The following is a 15,295-nucleotide window of genomic DNA, read 5'->3' on the forward strand; positions in this document are numbered from 1 at the left end:
CCCGACTGTATGACTGAGAACACTCCCGCAAGACGGCCGCGTACCCGCGTGGCCGTCTTCGCATGCGTGGCCCTGGTGGCATTGGTCCTCGACCGAATCACCAAGAACATGGCCCTTTCCTCGCTGAGCACCGACCACGACGTCAGCGTGATTCCCGGACTGCTGTCGCTGCGACTGCTGCACAACCCCGGGGCGTCACTGGGCATGGGATCCTCCACCACGTGGCTGATTTCCCTGCTCGCCATCGTCGCGTCGATCGTCCTGCTGGCCGCCGGCGTGATGACCACGGACCGGCGGTGGGCCGTCTGCCTCGGTCTCGCATTCGGCGGTGCTATGGGCAATCTCATCGATCGCGTCATGTACGCCACCGGATTCCTTGACGGCAGGGTGGTTGATTTCCTTAACTACAGCTGGTCCGTAGGCAATGTGGCCGACATCTGGCTGATGGTCGCCGGAATCGGTCTGGTACTGCTCATCGTCCTTTCCGTGCCGTTCAGGCCGATCCGGGAAGGAGCCGCCGACACCGCACCGCACGTACACGACAAGACGGAGGCGCGCTGATGCCCATCGTTCCAGCACCCGACGCCCTGATCGGCAAGCGTTTCGACGTGGCCGTGGCCAAGATGACCGGAGAATCCCGGTCCAAGGCCAGCGATTTGATCACGACCGGTCAGGTCAAATTGCTCGGCCGCCCCTGCGACCGATCGACCACGCTGCTCGCCGGCGACATGGTCGAATTCGACATCGTCAAGCAGGAGCGTCAGCCCGAACCCATCGCCGACGACATGGCCATCGTCTACGAGGACGACGACGTGGTGATCGTCGACAAGCCGGTGGGAGTGGCCGCGCACGCATCCGTGGGCTGGACCGGTCCCACCGTGCTGGGCAGTCTGTTGCACCGCGGCGTGCACATCACCGACTACGGCGCCGCCGGACGACAGGGCATCGTCAGTCGACTTGACGTAGGCACCAGCGGACTCATGCTCGTATGCAAGTCCGAGCTCGCCTACAAGGAAATGCGTCGGCAGTTCTCTGAACACGAGGTCGTCAAGACGTATCACGCCGTGGCACAGGGGGATCTCGCTCAGGACAAGGCCACCATCGAGGCGCCGATCGGCCGCGCCAAGGTGTCCGACTTCCGGTTCACGGTCACGCCGAGCGGCAAGCCCGCCGTCACGCACTGGGATGTACTCGAACGGTTCGGCGAGGCCACGCTGGCCAAGATCAATCTGGAGACCGGACGCACGCATCAGATCCGCGTGCACTTCTCGTCGATCGGCCACCCGCTGGTCGGCGACCACATGTATGGCGCCAATCCGAAGCTCGCCGAGGAACTGGGACTCGAACGCCAATGGCTGCACGCCATGGAACTCGACTTCCGGCATCCCCGCACCCGCATCTGGACGCATGTGGCCTCACACTATCCGGCCGATCTGCAACACGCGCTCGACGTACTGCGCGCACGTCACGCCAGTCGCGAGGACGGTGCGACGGACGACATTGCCCGGATATAACCCGGATATGAGCGAAACGCATCGGTCTAGTGTGACGATCGACGCCAATAGGGCTATATGGACTATATGAATGGTCCCGATACTCGCAGGACGACGTAGCCGAGTACGAGCAGACTGAGCACGATGCCGACGATCGCCATCCAGCCTCCTCTGGGCCGCAGCCCCGTCAGTTGGTTGGGTGTGCGGCTCGACACCACGCCGATGATGCCTGTGATCAGCGACAGCAGGCAGCCGGGCACCAGGAAAAAACTCAGCAGGGCCACCACGATCGCTTCGAGGGTGCCATATTCCGTATACGAGTCATGCCGGCGGAATTCCAGGAACAAGCCCGCGACGAACCAGACCGTCATCATGCACGGTACCGCGGCGGCGAACGATATGATCGAGCACACTGACCAGGGGCGGGGATTGGGAGTCGGAGCGGCGGCATAGGCGGCCATGCCAGGTTGCTGAGGCGCCGGTTGAAGCACCGGCTGAGGCGCTATGTATTGCGTGGAGGACGAATGCCGGAAGGGCTGCTCCTCGTTGGGCGCAGTACTGGGCATGTCAGTGCTCGGCACGCTGTTCGGCATGCCGTCGTCGTGAATGTACGCGTGTTCATGGTCGTTGTCGGGGAACGGGGTTGGGAAGACCATGGCTGGTCCTTTCGATGATTGCGTAGTCGTCTCTTGGGAATGGATCGGTCGATCCGAGGCTCCGTCGTCGGAACCGTCCACGCCATCGTCGCCCATGCGCGGACCGGGCCGCAAGATCCGCCGACCAATGTGGTCGAACGTAGGAAACGCCTGAAATCACAACGAAAATGGGCTCGCCGAGCCCGTGAGGTATGGTGGAATCTATGGCTGAATCGGGAAAGAACTTCGTACAACTGCACAACCATACGCATTATTCGCTGCTCGACGGTGCGTCGAAGATCCCGAATCTGGTGAACCGGGTCAAGGAACTCGGCATGCCGGCCGTGGGCATCACCGACCACGGCAACATGCACGGCGCATACGAGATGTGGAGCACAGCGGTGAAGGCCGGCGTCAAGCCGATCATCGGCATCGAGGCATACGTGACGCCTGAGACCGCCCGACAGGACAAGTCCCGCGTGCACTGGGGCACCGAGGCGCAGCGACGCGACGACGTCTCCGGCGGCGGTCTGATCACCCACCTGACCATGTGGGCGGAAACCGACGAAGGTCTGGTGAACCTCACCAAGGCCAGTTCCGTGGCCAACCTCGAAGGCCGCGTGATGCGCTACCCGCGTATGGACAAGGAGGTGCTCTCCACCTATTCGAAAGGCGTGATCGCATCCTCCGGCTGCCCGTCCGGCATCATCCAGACCAGGCTGCGACTCGGCCAGTTCGAAGAGGCTCTGCGCGCCGCCGGCGAGATGCAGGACATCTTCGGCCGCGACAACTTCTACATCGAGCTCATGGACCACGGTCTGAAGATCGAGACGCAGGTGACCAAGGACCTGTTGACCATCGCGAAGAAGCTGAACGCGCCGCTGCTCGCCACCAACGACTCCCATTACGTGCTCGAAGAGGACCGCGGAGCCCAGGACGCCATGCTGTGCATCAACTCCGGCAGCCGGCTCGACGACCCCGACCGTTTCAAGTTCGACGGCTCCGGCTACTACATCAAATCCGCCGAGGAGATGCGCGAACTGTTCAAGGAGCTGCCCGAGGCGTGCGACAACACGCTCGAGATCGCCGAACGCTGCAACGTGATGTTCGACGACAACGAGGACGGCGCGTTCATGCCGCAGTTCGACTGCCCCGAAGGCTGGGACGAGACCTCCCTGTTCCTCAAGAAGGTGGAGGAGGGCCTCGAGAAGCGCTACGAGGGCAACGTGCCCGAACACGTGTCCAAGCAGGCCGACTACGAGTGCGGCGTTATCTGCCAGATGCAGTTCCCCGGCTACTTCCTCGTGGTGTCCGACTACATCAACTGGGCCAAGGAGCACGGCATCATGGTGGGGCCAGGCCGAGGCTCCGCAGCAGGCGCCATGGTGGCCTACGCCATGGGCATCACCGAACTCGACCCGCTCGAGCACGGCCTGATCTTCGAGAGGTTCCTCAACCCGGAACGCGTGTCCCTGCCCGATATCGACGTGGACTTCGACCCCGACGGCCGCATGCGCGTGCTCGACTACGTGGCCGACAAGTACGGCCACGACAAGGTGGCCCAGTGCGTGATCTACGGCACCATCAAGACCAAACAGGCGCTCAAGGACTCCGCGCGCATCATGGGCTACGAGTTCTCCGTGGGCGAGCGCGTGACCAAGGCGCTGCCCCCGGCCGAGACCGGCGGCAAGGACATCAAGCTGCACGACATCTTCGACCCGAACGCCAAACGCTACGCCGAGGCCCGCGAATACCGTGAACTGTACGAATCCGACCCCGACGTCAAGCGCATCACCGAGGAGGCCATGGGCATCGAGGGCCTGATCCGCCAAACCGGTGTGCACGCCTGCGCCACGATCATGGGATCCGAGCCCATCACCAACACGTCGCCGCTCCTGGAACGCACCGACGGCACCGTGACCACCACGTTCGAATACCACACGTGCGAAACGCTCGGCCTGGTCAAGATGGACTTCCTCGGCCTGTCCAACCTTACGGTGATCCGCGACACGCTGCGCAACATCGAGAACAACGGCAAGGATCCGATCGACTACACCAAGATCCCGCTGGACGACGAGGAGACCTACAAGCTGCTCTCCCGCGGCGACACGCTCGGCGTGTTCCAGCTCGATGGCGACGGTATGCGATCACTGCTGCGCACGTTGAAGCCCACCAACTTCAACGATATCTCCGCACTCATCGCCCTGTACCGACCGGGCCCTATGAGCATGGAATCGCACACCAACTACGCCAAGCGCAAGAACGGACTGCAGAAGATCGAGCCGATCCACCCCGAACTCGACCAGCCGCTCAAGGAGGTGCTCGACGAGACCTACGGTCTGATCATCTACCAGGAGCAGGTGCAGTCCGCCGCGCGAATCCTCGCCGGCTATTCGCTCGGCAAGGCCGACGTGCTGCGACGAGCCATGGGCAAGAAGAAGCCCGAGGTGCTGGCCAAGGAGAAGGTGCCGTTCTTCGCCGGCATGAAGGAGCACGGCTACTCCGAGGAGGCCGCTGAAGCCATCTGGGAGATCCTGGTCCCGTTCTCCGGCTACGCATTCAACAAAGCGCACTCCGCCGCCTACGGACTGATCTCCTACTGGACCGCCTACCTCAAGACCCACTATCCGGTCGAATTCATGGCCGCCCTGCTGCAGGGCGCGTCCACCAACAAGGACAAGACCGCCCTCTACCTCGGCGAAGCCAGACGCATGGGCATCCAGGTGCTCTCTCCCGACGTCAACGAATCGGTCTACGAATACTCGGCAGTCGGCGACGTCGTGCGATTCGGTCTGGGCGCCATCCGTAACGTTGGTGAGAACGCCGTCAAGGAGATCATCGAGGAACGCAACAGCCCGCGCGGCAAGTACGTGAACTTCATGGACTACATCAAGCGCGTGCCGCTCGCCGCACTCAACCGCAGACTCGTCGAATCGCTGATCAAAGCCGGTGCGTTCGACTCCATCGACCCGAACCGACGTGCGCTCTTCCAGATCCACGAGACGGCCATCAACCAGATCGTGCCGCTCAAACGCAAGGAGGCCGAAGGCCAGTTCGACCTGTTCGCCGACCTCGACGGGGGAGACGACGGCACCGACGACGCGATGGGCGACGCCGACGTGCAGATCCCCGACGTGGAGGAATGGGACAAGAAGACCAAGCTCAACTTCGAACGCGAGATGCTTGGCCTCTACGTTTCCGACCATCCGCTCAGCGGCATGAGCGCCGTGCTCGCCGGCCTGCGCGACATGTCCATTGCCCACCTGATCGACCGCGCCAAGACCATGCCCGACCGTGAGCAGGTGGCGCTCGCCGGCCTAATCACCGGCGTCGATCGGCGTGTGTCGAAGAAGGGCAATCCGTGGGCGATCGTCACGATCGAAGATCTGGAAAGCTCCATCCAATGCATGTTCTTCGGCAAGGCGTACGAGTCGGCCGCCGCCGAAATGGCCCTCGACACCGTGGTGCGCATCCGCGGTCAGGTGGAGGTGCGAGACGAGACCGTGTCATTGCGCGCCACCGAAATGGAGGTGCCCACGCTCGAAGCGGAGGACGAGCGCTCGCTGGTGATCATGCTGCCCGAGGCGGCCATCGACCACGCCCATGTGGAGCGCCTGGCAGGGATCCTGCACCAGCATCCCGGATACTGCGAGGTGAAGCTCGCCGTCATGGACGCCAAGGGCGGGGTGACGATGCTGACGCTCGGCGACGGGTTCCGCGTCAAGCGCGACACGTCGCTGTTCGGCGAGATCAAGACCGTGTTCGGTCCGGCCTGTCTGGCCGCCGCCTGACGTCGTCTTCGCAGGCCGTGCTCGGCATGGGAATCGGTACGGACATGTCAGTCACATGGTTACAATGGCGCTCATGCGTGAAGAGGAAACCATGGAAAACACTGTACGAAACGACGCCGTGACGGCCACGGACGGCGGTGTCCCTGCAGGCGACGCTCCTGCGGACGGTCATGTGAAGACCGTCGCCGATCTGTTCGTCGAATGCCTGGTCAACGAGGGCGTCGAGGTGATCTACGGCATCCCCGGCGAGGAGAACATCCCGCTCATGGAGGCGATCGAGCGTGACGGGCGAATCCGGTTCGTGCTCACTCGCCACGAGCAGGGCGCCGGATTCATGGCCGCCACCTACGGGCATCTGACCGGCAAGCCCGGCGTGTGTCTGGCCACGCTCGGCCCCGGCGCGCTGAACCTCACCCTGCCGGTGGCGCAGGCGAACGCCAGCACCACGCCGCTCGTGGCGATCTGCGCGCAGGGTAGCATCGGACGTCTGTACAAGGAGTCGCATCAGATCGTTGACCTGGTGTCGGTGTTCAAGCCGCTGACCCAGTGGTCGTCGATGATCATGACGCCGGAATCCACGCCCGAGATGATCCGCAAGGCGTTCTCCATCTCGCAGCACAACCGTCCGGGCGCCACCTGTCTGGTCCTGCCGGAGGACATCGCCGAGATGCCGGCTCCGGCAGGAGCCAAACCACTGCCGCTGCCCAGGCCCACCCATCTCATGCCGGCCGACGACACGATCGACGAGGCCGTGGCGCTGATCCGCGAGGCGAAGCGGCCGGTCATTCTGGCCGGCAACGGCGTCACCCGCGCCCACGCGCAGGACCGTCTGCGCGAACTGGCGGAACTGCTCAACGTGCCGGTTGCCACCACGTTCGAAGGCAAGGGTGTGTTCTCCGACAAGCTGCCCAACGCGCTCGGCGTGGTCGGCTTCATGCACAAGGATTACGAGAACTTCGCGTTCGACACGGCCGACCTGATCATCGCCGTCGGATTCTCGATTCAGCAGTTCGATCCGAAGAAGATCAACCCGAACGACGACAAGACCATCATTCACATCAACACGTTCGTGGAGGATACGGACGCGCACTATTCGACGGCGCTCAACATCATGGCCGACATCGACCAGACGCTTGCCGTGCTGATCGGCCGTCTGCGCTGGGAGGGTATCACGTTCGGCGACTCGCATCCGGCGATCCGCGAACTGCTCAACCGCGAATACACGTCCTGCGCCGACGATGATTCGTTCCCGCTGAAGCCGCAGCGCATCGTGTACGACACTCGCCGTGCGGTGGATGACGACGACGTGGTGCTCGTCGACACGGGTGCGCTCAAGATGTGGATGGCGCGACTGTACCCCACGTACAAGTCCAATACCTGCGTGATCGACAATTCGCTGTCCACCATGGCGTGGACGTTGCCGGGCGCTGTGGCCGCGTCCATGGCTAACCCGGGCCGGCCCGTGCTCGCCGTGATGGGCGACGGCAGCTTCATGATGAACGTGCAGGAGATCGAGACGGCCGTTCGCTGCGGCTGCCGTATGGTGATCCTGGTATGGGTGGACGAGGCGTACGGCCTGATCAAGTGGAAGATGGACATCCACGACGGCAGCCACGAGTACGTGGACTTCAACAACCCCGACGTGGTGGCGCTCGGCGCGAGCTTCGGAGCCAAGGGCCATGAGATCGAAAGCGCCGACGAGCTCTACCCGGTGCTGCGCCATGCGCTGCGCTCCGGCAGCGGCGTGGACATCATCGCCTGCCCGGTGGACTACCGCGAGAACATGCGCCTCATCGAGAAGCTCGGCGACATCGACTTCTCCGGCTGAGACGGTTCCTTTCGTTTCTCCTTCCTCGGGTCTACGATGGTCCGGTTGACTGCGCGGACGGACGGTATGGACCACGAGAAAGGAGCGGCGCGGATGAGCGCTGACAGTGTTGAAACGAAGACGAACGGCGGCGGGACCGTCGGGCGGGCGTTCCGCGCCGCGTTCCCGCTGACCGTGCCGATCGCCGCGGGATTCCTGTTCCTCGGCTGCTCGTACGGACTGCTCATGCACGCCAAGGGATTTGCGTTCCTCTACCCGGTGTGCATGGCGTACTTCATCTTCGCCGGCTCGATGGAGTTCGTCACCGTGAACCTGCTGCTCAGCGCGTTCAATCCGATCGCCGCGTTCATGCTGGCGCTCATGGTCAACGCGCGTCACCTGTTCTATGGTCTGTCGATGCTCGGCAAGTACAAGAACATGGGGTGGAAGAAGCCGTATCTGATCTTTGCGATGTGCGACGAGAGCTTCGCCATCAATTCGAGCGCGAAGATCCCGGAGGATGTGGACCGTGGCTGGTTCATGCTGTTCGTGAACCTGCTCAACCGATGGTACTGGATCGCCGGCACGGCGCTCGGCTGGCTGGTCGGCGGACTGCTGCCGATCAGCACGCACGGCATCGAGTTCGTGCTCACCGCGTTGTTCCTAGTGATCTTCCTCGACCAGTGGATGGGCACGAAGGGCGGTCTGCGTCCCCACATGCCCGCGTTGATCGGCGTGCTGGCGTCGGCCGTGTGCCTGGCGCTGCTTGGCCCGGACAACTTCATGATTCCGTCCCTGATTTCCATGCTCGTGCTGTTCGTGGTGCTGCGTCCTTGGCTGGACGAGCTCAAGACCGGCGACGGCGGAGCGGATGATGGCGGAAGCGGCGCGAAGACCAATGACGAGGACCGTGAGAGCCATGACAATCGCGACCGTGACAATGTGGAGGTGACGGCATGACCATGACCGTATGGCAGAGCGTGATCACCATCGCCGTGGTGGTGATCGGCACCATGATCACCCGATTCCTGCCGTTCATCGTCTTCCCGGAGTCCAAGCAGCCGCCGCGTTTCATCGACTATCTGGGTCGCGTGCTGCCTTTCGCCATGACCGGTCTGCTCGTCGTGTACTCACTCAAGGACGTGACGCCCATGAGCGGCAGCCACGGGATTCCCGAGCTCATCGCCATGGCCGTGATCGTGGCCCTGCACGCATGGAAGCGCAATATGCTGCTCTCGATCGCCGGCGGCACCATCCTCTACATGGTCCTCGTCCAGCTCGTCTTCGTATAGGGGACCGGGCAAACGACGGTTTGACGTCAAGTCAGGAAATTCTCGACCAACGCGATCATGGTGTCTTTCTCCGTTGGAGCGGATAGGGCGATCATCAATGTCATGGCGGTGAGCGCATTGCCCTCCACCAGAAGCTTGTCGCCATCCCGTAGGATGCCGTTCCGGTCGAGGAAGTAGACGAACAATGCGGCGGCACAACGTTTGTTGCCGTCCGAGAATGGATGATCCTTGACGATCTGATACAGTAGGTTCGCCGCTTTGCATTGCGTTGACCGGTACAGTTCTTCTCCGGAGAATGTTTGATACAGTCCGGTGACAATACCCTGGAATGAGCCGTTGCGCTCACGGCCGAACAGATCGGACTGCGTATAGAACGGCATTGATCTAACGAATGACATGGCATCCTCATAGGTGAGACGCCAATGGGATTCATCGCCCTTGGGGGAGAGGATCTCCCCGGTGTCATACTCGTTGAGCAGTTCAAGACTGGGCAGATACTGATTGAGGATTTCCGCGGTACCGGCGATTTCCGGTTCGCTGGAGCGTTGCAGTACCTTGACCACGGTTCGAAGCGCGTCGAGACGCTGCCGGTTGATGGTGTAGCCCTCGATCAGATGCCGCTTGAGTACGGAATTCGCCCAGCGACGGAAATACACGCCCTCCTTGGACTTCACGCGATACCCGACGGAGAGGACCATGTCGAGGTTGTAGTGAGAGACCTGATAGGTTTTGCCATCCGTAGCAGTTAGTGCAAAATTTGCACTAACTGGAAGGCCTTGCAATTCTTCGGTTTGTGCATTCTTGATATGCCGTCGGATGGTCGTCACGTCGCGTCCGAACAGCAGCGCCATCTGCTGTTGCGTCAGCCATACGGTGTCTTGATCGACTTTCACGTCAAGATGCACGGTGTGATCCGTGCTTTCGTAGAGTTCGATCTGTTGCTTCAGTTCCTCGGCGGTCATGATTGCTCCTTTGCATGATTCTCCTAGACGTTGCCGGCTTCCGTTTGACCTTACGCGGTGGTAACGCAAGCGGTATCTGACGGCGACGCATATATAGAATATATGTTCTATAGTATATCAGATACTTTACTTTTTGTCGAACGAATGTACTAAAAAGTATTTTGTCCTATTGCGGTGATTCGCCAACCCGCCTACTGTCTGTCGGGTCAGTGGGAAAGTTGTTCGCCTGCCGATAAATCGACCCGTTGCGGGAAATCCGACGGGCATAAACTTCCATGCGACGTTATTGTTAGCGGTCACTCGAAAAAAGAGGCGAAGCATGAGCAGTGGCAAGTCGATGTTGGTCAGCGAAATGGTGGGGGAGTTCATCGAGCCGAATCCGCATCTGAGGGTGGAGGCGTTCGACGGGTCCGCATTCGGTCCGGAGGACGCTGATCTGGTGGTCAAGGTCACCTCGCCGAACGCCATCTACCAGCTGCTGATGCATCCCAACGAGATCGGCGCCGTGCGCGCCTACGTGCTCGGTGACTTCGACATCAAGGGCATCGACTACGCCGACCCGTACCCCGAGCTACGCAAGCTACTCTCACTCGCTCCCTACGTGAAGAAGCCCACGCCCGCCGCCGTGGCGAAGGTGGCAGCCGCCATCCTGTCGCACGGTCTGCGCCGCCCGCCGGTGCCCCAGACCGAAGGCCCGTCCAAGTTCGCGCGCATCAAGTCCGGCCTCCTGCCGCATACCGAGAAGGCCGACTCCGAGACCGTGAGCTACCACTACGACCAGTCCAACGAGTTCTACGCCGACTTTCTTGGCCCCTCCATGACCTACACGTGCGCCGTGTTCGACAACGAGAACATGAGCCTCGAGGACGCGCAGGCCAACAAATTGCGCCTCATTCTCGACAAGCTAGGACTCAAGCCCGGCGAGCGCCTGCTCGACATCGGCTGCGGCTGGGGCTCCATGGTCATCACCGCCGCCCGCCGCGGCATCAAGGCGCTCGGCGTCACCCTGTCCAAGGAGCAGGCCGCCTACGCGCAGGAATGGATCCGCCGCGAAGGGCTCGAGGATCTGGCCGAGGTGCGCGTGCAGGACTACCGCGACGTGCCCGAGCATGACTTCGATGGCATCTGCTCGATCGGCATGATGGAGCACGTGGGCGTGAAGAACTACCAGAGCTACTTCGAGGAGATGTTCCGCCTGCTCAAGCCCATGGGCCGCCTGCTCAACCACCAGATCACCATTAGCCACGACCGTCCGGACGGCAAGCCCGGCACCGACGAGTTCCTCGACCGCTACATCTTCCCCGACGGCGACCTCGGCGCCCCCGGATTCATCGAATCGTGCATCCACGACGCCGGATTCAACGTGGTGCATCAGGAGAACCTGCGCCAGCATTACGCGCTCACCCTGCACCACTGGAACCACAACCTCTCCGAGCACTGGGACGACGCCGTCAAGCAGGTGGGTTTCGAACGCGCCAAGGTGTGGGGCCTGTACATGGCCGCCTGCTCGCTCAACTTCGAGATCGACGGCATCCAGATCCACCAGTTCCTCGCCGTCCGCCCCGACCGCGTGGGCCACCCCGACGGCAAGTGGTACCCCCTGCGCCAGTGGTGGAAGGCATGAAATTTGATGCATGACCTCCGAATCCGGGGATAGGTCGCTAAAACCGTCGGAAAGGCGACCTGTCCCCGGATTCGGAGGTTGTTTCGGAACTAATCCTCCTCGTGCCAGTGGGGGTTCTGGCCGAAGGTGTAGCCCTCGGGGTTGTCCATCGCGGCGATGTCCTGCATGTCCTGCTCATCAAGCTCGAAACCGGTCAGGTCGAGGTTTGCGCGCTGGCGCTCGCGGTTCATCGACTTCGGAATCGCCACGTCGCCCAGCTGCAGATGCCAGCGCAGAATCACGGCCACGGGGGAGACGCCGTGCTTCTCGGCGATGCGCACGATGTCCGGATCCTTCAGCATCTGATTGGCACGGCCCAGCGGGCTCCATGCCTCGGTGATGATGCCGTGCGCGTCGTCGTAGGCGCGCTGCTCGCGCTGCTGGAAGAACGGATGCAGCTCCACTTGGTTGACAGCCGGTGTGACGCCCGTGGCGCGGATCAGCAGATCGATGTGGCCGGGCAGGAAGTTGCTTACGCCGATGTGCTTGACGATGCCCTGCTTCTGCGCGTCGACCAGAGCCTGCCATGCCTCTACGAACTGTCCCTGCGACGGGTTCGGCCAGTGGATCAGATACAGGTCGATGTAATCGAGACCCATGCGCGCCACCGACTCCTCGATGGTGGTGCGCGCCTGATCGTACTGATGATGACGTCCGGGAAGTTTCGATGCGACGACGATGTCCTCGCGTGGCACCTCGGATTCGCGGATCGCCTTGCCGACCACGCCCTCGTTCTCATAGTTGAATGCCGAGTCGATCAGACGATAGCCCACCTCGAGCGCCGACTTGATCGCCTCCACGCCGGCGAATCCGTTGACCTTGTACGTGCCGAATCCGATGGCCGGCAGCTCCAGCCCGTCATGCGCCCTGCGCACGGGAATTGCCGGCGGCTCCATCAATGCCATGATCACTCCTTCGAATAGTGGTGAATACGGCGTGCACCGCGTTTGTGTATCGGTACACCTCGCCTTTTACTCTACGCCTGCGAGGAGTCGAGTCCGAAACGCCCTGGGAAATGCGGTTTCTCCGAACTGTGAGACGATCGGCGGAAAAGTGCGGTTTTCGTCACAACCGGTTTCTACCATCGGGAACATGGCAGAGAATATTATGCGAATCATCGACCTTCGTGGTCAGAAACTGTCCCGTGCCGAGCTGCTGGCCGCGATGCCGCGCGCCGCCATGGGCACCTCTGAGGCCACCGATCTGGTGCGCCCGATCCTCGACGACGTCAAGGAGCGCGGCGCCGCCGCCCTGCGCGACTTCGAGAAGAAGTTCGACCACGTGCGTCCCGCCAACCTGCGCGTGCCCAAGGAGGCCATCCAGGCCGCCCTGACGACGCTCGACCCCGAAGTGCGTTCCGCCATCGAGGAGTCCGTGCGCCGCGCCCGCGCCGTGGCCGCCAACCAGGTGCCCAAGGACTTCCACACCGATCTCGCCCCCGGCGCCCGCGTGGCCGAACGCTGGATCCCGATCCAGCGCGTGGGCCTGTACGTGCCCGGCGGCAAGGCCGTGTACCCGAGCTCGGTGATCATGAACGCCGTTCCGGCGCAGGCCGCGGGCGTCGAATCGCTCGCCATCGCCACCCCGCCGGCCCGCGACAACGAGGAGGGTCTGCCGAACAAGACCATCCTCGCCACCTGCGCCATCCTCGGCGTGGACGAGGTGTACGCCGTCGGCGGCGCCCAGGCCATCGCCATGTTCGCTTACGGCGCCAAGGGCTCCGAGCCGCAGGACGGCGACGTGCTGTGCGATCCGGTCGACAAGATCACCGGCCCCGGCAACATCTTCGTGGCCACCGCCAAGTCCCTCGTCTCCGCCTTCGTGGGCATCGACGCGGTCGCAGGCCCCACCGAGATCGGCATCATCGCCGACAAGGACGCCAACCCGAGCCTGCTGGCCGCCGACCTCATCGGTCAGGCCGAGCACGACGAGCTCGCCGGTTCCGTGCTGTTCACCGACTCCGAGGAGCTCGCCGCCAAGGTGCAGGAGAACCTCAACTACCGCGTGCCGCGCACCGAGCACGCCGAACGCGTGCACACGTCCCTGTCCGGCACCCAGTCCGCCATTGTGCTCACCGACGGACTCGACCAGTCCATCGACGCCGCCAACGCGTACGCCGCCGAACACCTCGAGATCCAGACCGCCAACGCGGACGACGTCGTCAAGCGCATCAAGAACGCGGGCGCCATCTTCCGTGGACCGTACTCGCCGGTCCCGCTGGGCGACTACATGTCCGGTTCCAACCACGTGCTGCCCACTGGCGGCACCGCCCGCTTCGCCGCCGGCCTCGGCGTGCACACCTTCATGAAGCCGGTCGAGGTCATCGAATACGACGAGGAGGGCCTCAAGGAGCTCGCCGCGCGCATCAACGCCTTCGCCGTCTCCGAGGATCTGCCCGCCCACGGCGAATGCGTGCTCAGCCGCTTCGTCAAGGATCCGTACGACAAGGCGACCCTGGACGCCCAGGAGAAGGAAGCAGGACTCAAATGAGCATTCCGGCAAACCTGCCGCTGCGCAACGATCTGAAGGGGGAGGAGCCGTACGGCGCCCCCCAGCTCGACGTTCCCGTCTGCCTCAACGTGAACGAGAACCCGTACCCGCCGGCGCCCGACGTGGTCGACACCATCGCCCAGCGCGTACGTGAGATCGCCCCCACGCTCAACCGCTATCCGGACCGCGAGCACATCGCCCTGCGTAAGGCGTTCAGCGACTATCTCGCCAAGGAGTCCGGCACCCGTCTCGCCGTCGAACAGCTGTGGGCCGCCAACGGCTCCAACGAGATCATGCTGCAGCTGTTCCAGGCGTTCGGCGGCCCGGGCCGCAAGGCGCTGAGCTTCACGCCCACCTACTCCATGTACCCGGAGTACGCGCGCGACACGTTCACCGAATGGGTGACCGTGCCGCGCAACGACGACTTCACCATCGACATGGACGCCGCCATCGAGGCGATCAGGACCGTCAAGCCCGCCATGGTGCTCGTCACCAGCCCGAACAACCCCACCGGCACGCCGCTGCCGATGGACCAGACCAAGGCACTGCTCGCCGCCTGCGAGCAGGCCGACGTCGATGGCGCGGACGAGGGCGTGCACCCGATCCTCGTGGTGGACGAGGCCTACGTGGAGTTCCGCACTCCCGGCGTGCCCTCCGCCGTCAGCCTGGTCAACGAACACCCGAACCTGGCCGTCAGCCGCACCATGAGCAAGGCGTTCGCCTACGCCGGCGCGCGCGTCGGCTACATCGCCGCCGATCAGGGCATCATCGACTCCATGCGCATCGTGCGCATGCCGTACCACCTGAGCGCCGTCACCCAGGCCGCCGCGCTGGCCGCACTGGAACACACCGACGAACAGCTCAGCACGGTCGCCCACCTGCGCGAGACCCGCGAGGCCACCGCCGAATGGCTCGCCTCGCTCACCTACAAGGGTCGCAACCTCACTGTGGCGCACTCGGAGTCGAACTTCGTGTACTTCGGCACGTTCGACGACCGCGACTTCATCTTCAACGAGCTGCTCAAGCGCGGCGTGCTCATCCGCGACGTCGGCCCCGAAGGCTGGCTACGCGTGTGCATGGGCACCGACGAGGAGATGGCCGCGTTCCGCAAGGCGTTCCTCGAAGTGCTCGACGAGGCCCAGAAGGCCTGAAAGGAGTCATC

General features: G+C 63.0%; 12 protein-coding genes. 9 read left to right on the forward strand and 3 right to left on the reverse strand.

Annotated elements, in window-relative coordinates:
- The first annotated feature begins 9 nt into the window (after positions 1-9).
- Together Tam10B_RS04745 and Tam10B_RS04750 are read left to right on the forward strand one after the other, a co-directional pair.
- A complete protein-coding gene (locus Tam10B_RS04745) occupies positions 10-561 on the forward strand; it encodes a signal peptidase II (RefSeq protein WP_093960098.1) in 552 nt (183 codons plus the stop codon).
- Complete coding sequence (locus tag Tam10B_RS04750; protein ID WP_093960099.1) at positions 558-1,514, forward strand: RluA family pseudouridine synthase; 957 nt, start codon at positions 558-560, stop codon at positions 1,512-1,514. The genes Tam10B_RS04745 and Tam10B_RS04750 overlap by 4 nt, the downstream gene beginning before the upstream one ends.
- Before the next feature lie 62 nt (positions 1,515-1,576).
- On the opposite strand, the gene Tam10B_RS04755 is transcribed toward Tam10B_RS04750, so the two are convergent.
- The gene (locus Tam10B_RS04755; protein ID WP_093960100.1) at positions 1,577-2,149 is read right to left on the reverse strand and encodes a DUF4190 domain-containing protein; all 573 of its coding nucleotides are present in this window, start codon (positions 2,147-2,149) and stop codon (positions 1,577-1,579) included.
- A 203-nt stretch (positions 2,150-2,352) separates the two neighbouring features.
- Between Tam10B_RS04755 and dnaE the strand changes: the two genes are divergently transcribed.
- The 4 genes from dnaE (at position 2,353) to Tam10B_RS04775 (ending at position 9,018) form a co-directional block, all read left to right on the forward strand.
- The gene (dnaE, locus tag Tam10B_RS04760) at positions 2,353-5,919 is read left to right on the forward strand and encodes a DNA polymerase III subunit alpha (RefSeq protein WP_198947526.1); all 3,567 of its coding nucleotides are present in this window, start codon (positions 2,353-2,355) and stop codon (positions 5,917-5,919) included.
- Positions 5,920-6,010: 91 nt separating this feature from the next.
- On the forward strand, positions 6,011-7,747 hold the full coding sequence (locus Tam10B_RS04765; protein WP_093960160.1) for an acetolactate synthase large subunit: 1,737 nt from the start codon (positions 6,011-6,013) through the stop codon (positions 7,745-7,747).
- A gap of 93 nt (positions 7,748-7,840) precedes the next feature.
- Positions 7,841-8,686: an AzlC family ABC transporter permease gene (locus Tam10B_RS04770; RefSeq protein ID WP_198947527.1), complete on the forward strand. Its 846-nt coding sequence runs from the start codon at positions 7,841-7,843 to the stop codon at positions 8,684-8,686.
- Entirely contained in the window at positions 8,683-9,018 is a 336-nt protein-coding gene (locus Tam10B_RS04775; RefSeq protein WP_093960103.1) for a branched-chain amino acid transporter permease, read from the forward strand. Before Tam10B_RS04770 ends, Tam10B_RS04775 begins: the two co-directional genes overlap by 4 nt.
- 26 nt (positions 9,019-9,044) lie before the next feature.
- Here Tam10B_RS04775 and rhuM read toward each other — a convergent pair whose 3' ends face one another.
- Entirely contained in the window at positions 9,045-9,980 is a 936-nt protein-coding gene (gene rhuM / locus Tam10B_RS04780) for a RhuM family protein (protein WP_093960104.1), read from the reverse strand.
- A 319-nt stretch (positions 9,981-10,299) separates the two neighbouring features.
- On the opposite strand from rhuM, the gene Tam10B_RS04785 reads away from it, so the two are divergent.
- The gene (locus tag Tam10B_RS04785) at positions 10,300-11,604 is read left to right on the forward strand and encodes a class I SAM-dependent methyltransferase (protein ID WP_093960105.1); all 1,305 of its coding nucleotides are present in this window, start codon (positions 10,300-10,302) and stop codon (positions 11,602-11,604) included.
- Positions 11,605-11,693: 89 nt separating this feature from the next.
- Here Tam10B_RS04785 and Tam10B_RS04790 read toward each other — a convergent pair whose 3' ends face one another.
- Complete coding sequence (locus Tam10B_RS04790) at positions 11,694-12,542, reverse strand: aldo/keto reductase (protein WP_093960161.1); 849 nt, start codon at positions 12,540-12,542, stop codon at positions 11,694-11,696.
- Between the two features lie 193 nt (positions 12,543-12,735).
- Between Tam10B_RS04790 and hisD the strand changes: the two genes are divergently transcribed.
- Both hisD and Tam10B_RS04800 read left to right on the forward strand, forming a co-directional pair.
- Positions 12,736-14,133, forward strand: a complete 1,398-nt coding sequence (gene hisD, locus Tam10B_RS04795) for a histidinol dehydrogenase (RefSeq protein WP_198947528.1) — start codon at positions 12,736-12,738, stop codon at positions 14,131-14,133.
- On the forward strand, positions 14,130-15,284 hold the full coding sequence (locus tag Tam10B_RS04800) for a histidinol-phosphate transaminase (protein ID WP_093960107.1): 1,155 nt from the start codon (positions 14,130-14,132) through the stop codon (positions 15,282-15,284). Before hisD ends, Tam10B_RS04800 begins: the two co-directional genes overlap by 4 nt.
- Positions 15,285-15,295: the final 11 nt, after the last annotated feature.

The organism is Bifidobacterium vansinderenii (genome assembly GCF_002234915.1).
Taxonomy (GTDB): domain Bacteria; phylum Actinomycetota; class Actinomycetes; order Actinomycetales; family Bifidobacteriaceae; genus Galliscardovia; species Galliscardovia vansinderenii.

Bases quoted from the DNA above. Each gene is read 5' to 3' on its own strand.
- Tam10B_RS04745 (WP_093960098.1), top strand. From the start codon at position 10: ATGACTGAGAACACTCCCGCAAGACGGCCGCGTACCCGCGTGGCCGTC.
- Tam10B_RS04755 (WP_093960100.1), bottom strand. From the start codon at position 2,149: ATGGTCTTCCCAACCCCGTTCCCCGACAACGACCATGAACACGCGTAC.
- dnaE (WP_198947526.1), top strand. From the start codon at position 2,353: ATGGCTGAATCGGGAAAGAACTTCGTACAACTGCACAACCATACGCAT.
- Tam10B_RS04765 (WP_093960160.1), top strand. From the start codon at position 6,011: ATGGAAAACACTGTACGAAACGACGCCGTGACGGCCACGGACGGCGGT.
- Tam10B_RS04770 (WP_198947527.1), top strand. From the start codon at position 7,841: ATGAGCGCTGACAGTGTTGAAACGAAGACGAACGGCGGCGGGACCGTC.
- Tam10B_RS04775 (WP_093960103.1), top strand. From the start codon at position 8,683: ATGACCATGACCGTATGGCAGAGCGTGATCACCATCGCCGTGGTGGTG.
- rhuM (WP_093960104.1), bottom strand. From the start codon at position 9,980: ATGACCGCCGAGGAACTGAAGCAACAGATCGAACTCTACGAAAGCACG.
- Tam10B_RS04785 (WP_093960105.1), top strand. From the start codon at position 10,300: ATGAGCAGTGGCAAGTCGATGTTGGTCAGCGAAATGGTGGGGGAGTTC.
- hisD (WP_198947528.1), top strand. From the start codon at position 12,736: ATGGCAGAGAATATTATGCGAATCATCGACCTTCGTGGTCAGAAACTG.
- Tam10B_RS04800 (WP_093960107.1), top strand. From the start codon at position 14,130: ATGAGCATTCCGGCAAACCTGCCGCTGCGCAACGATCTGAAGGGGGAG.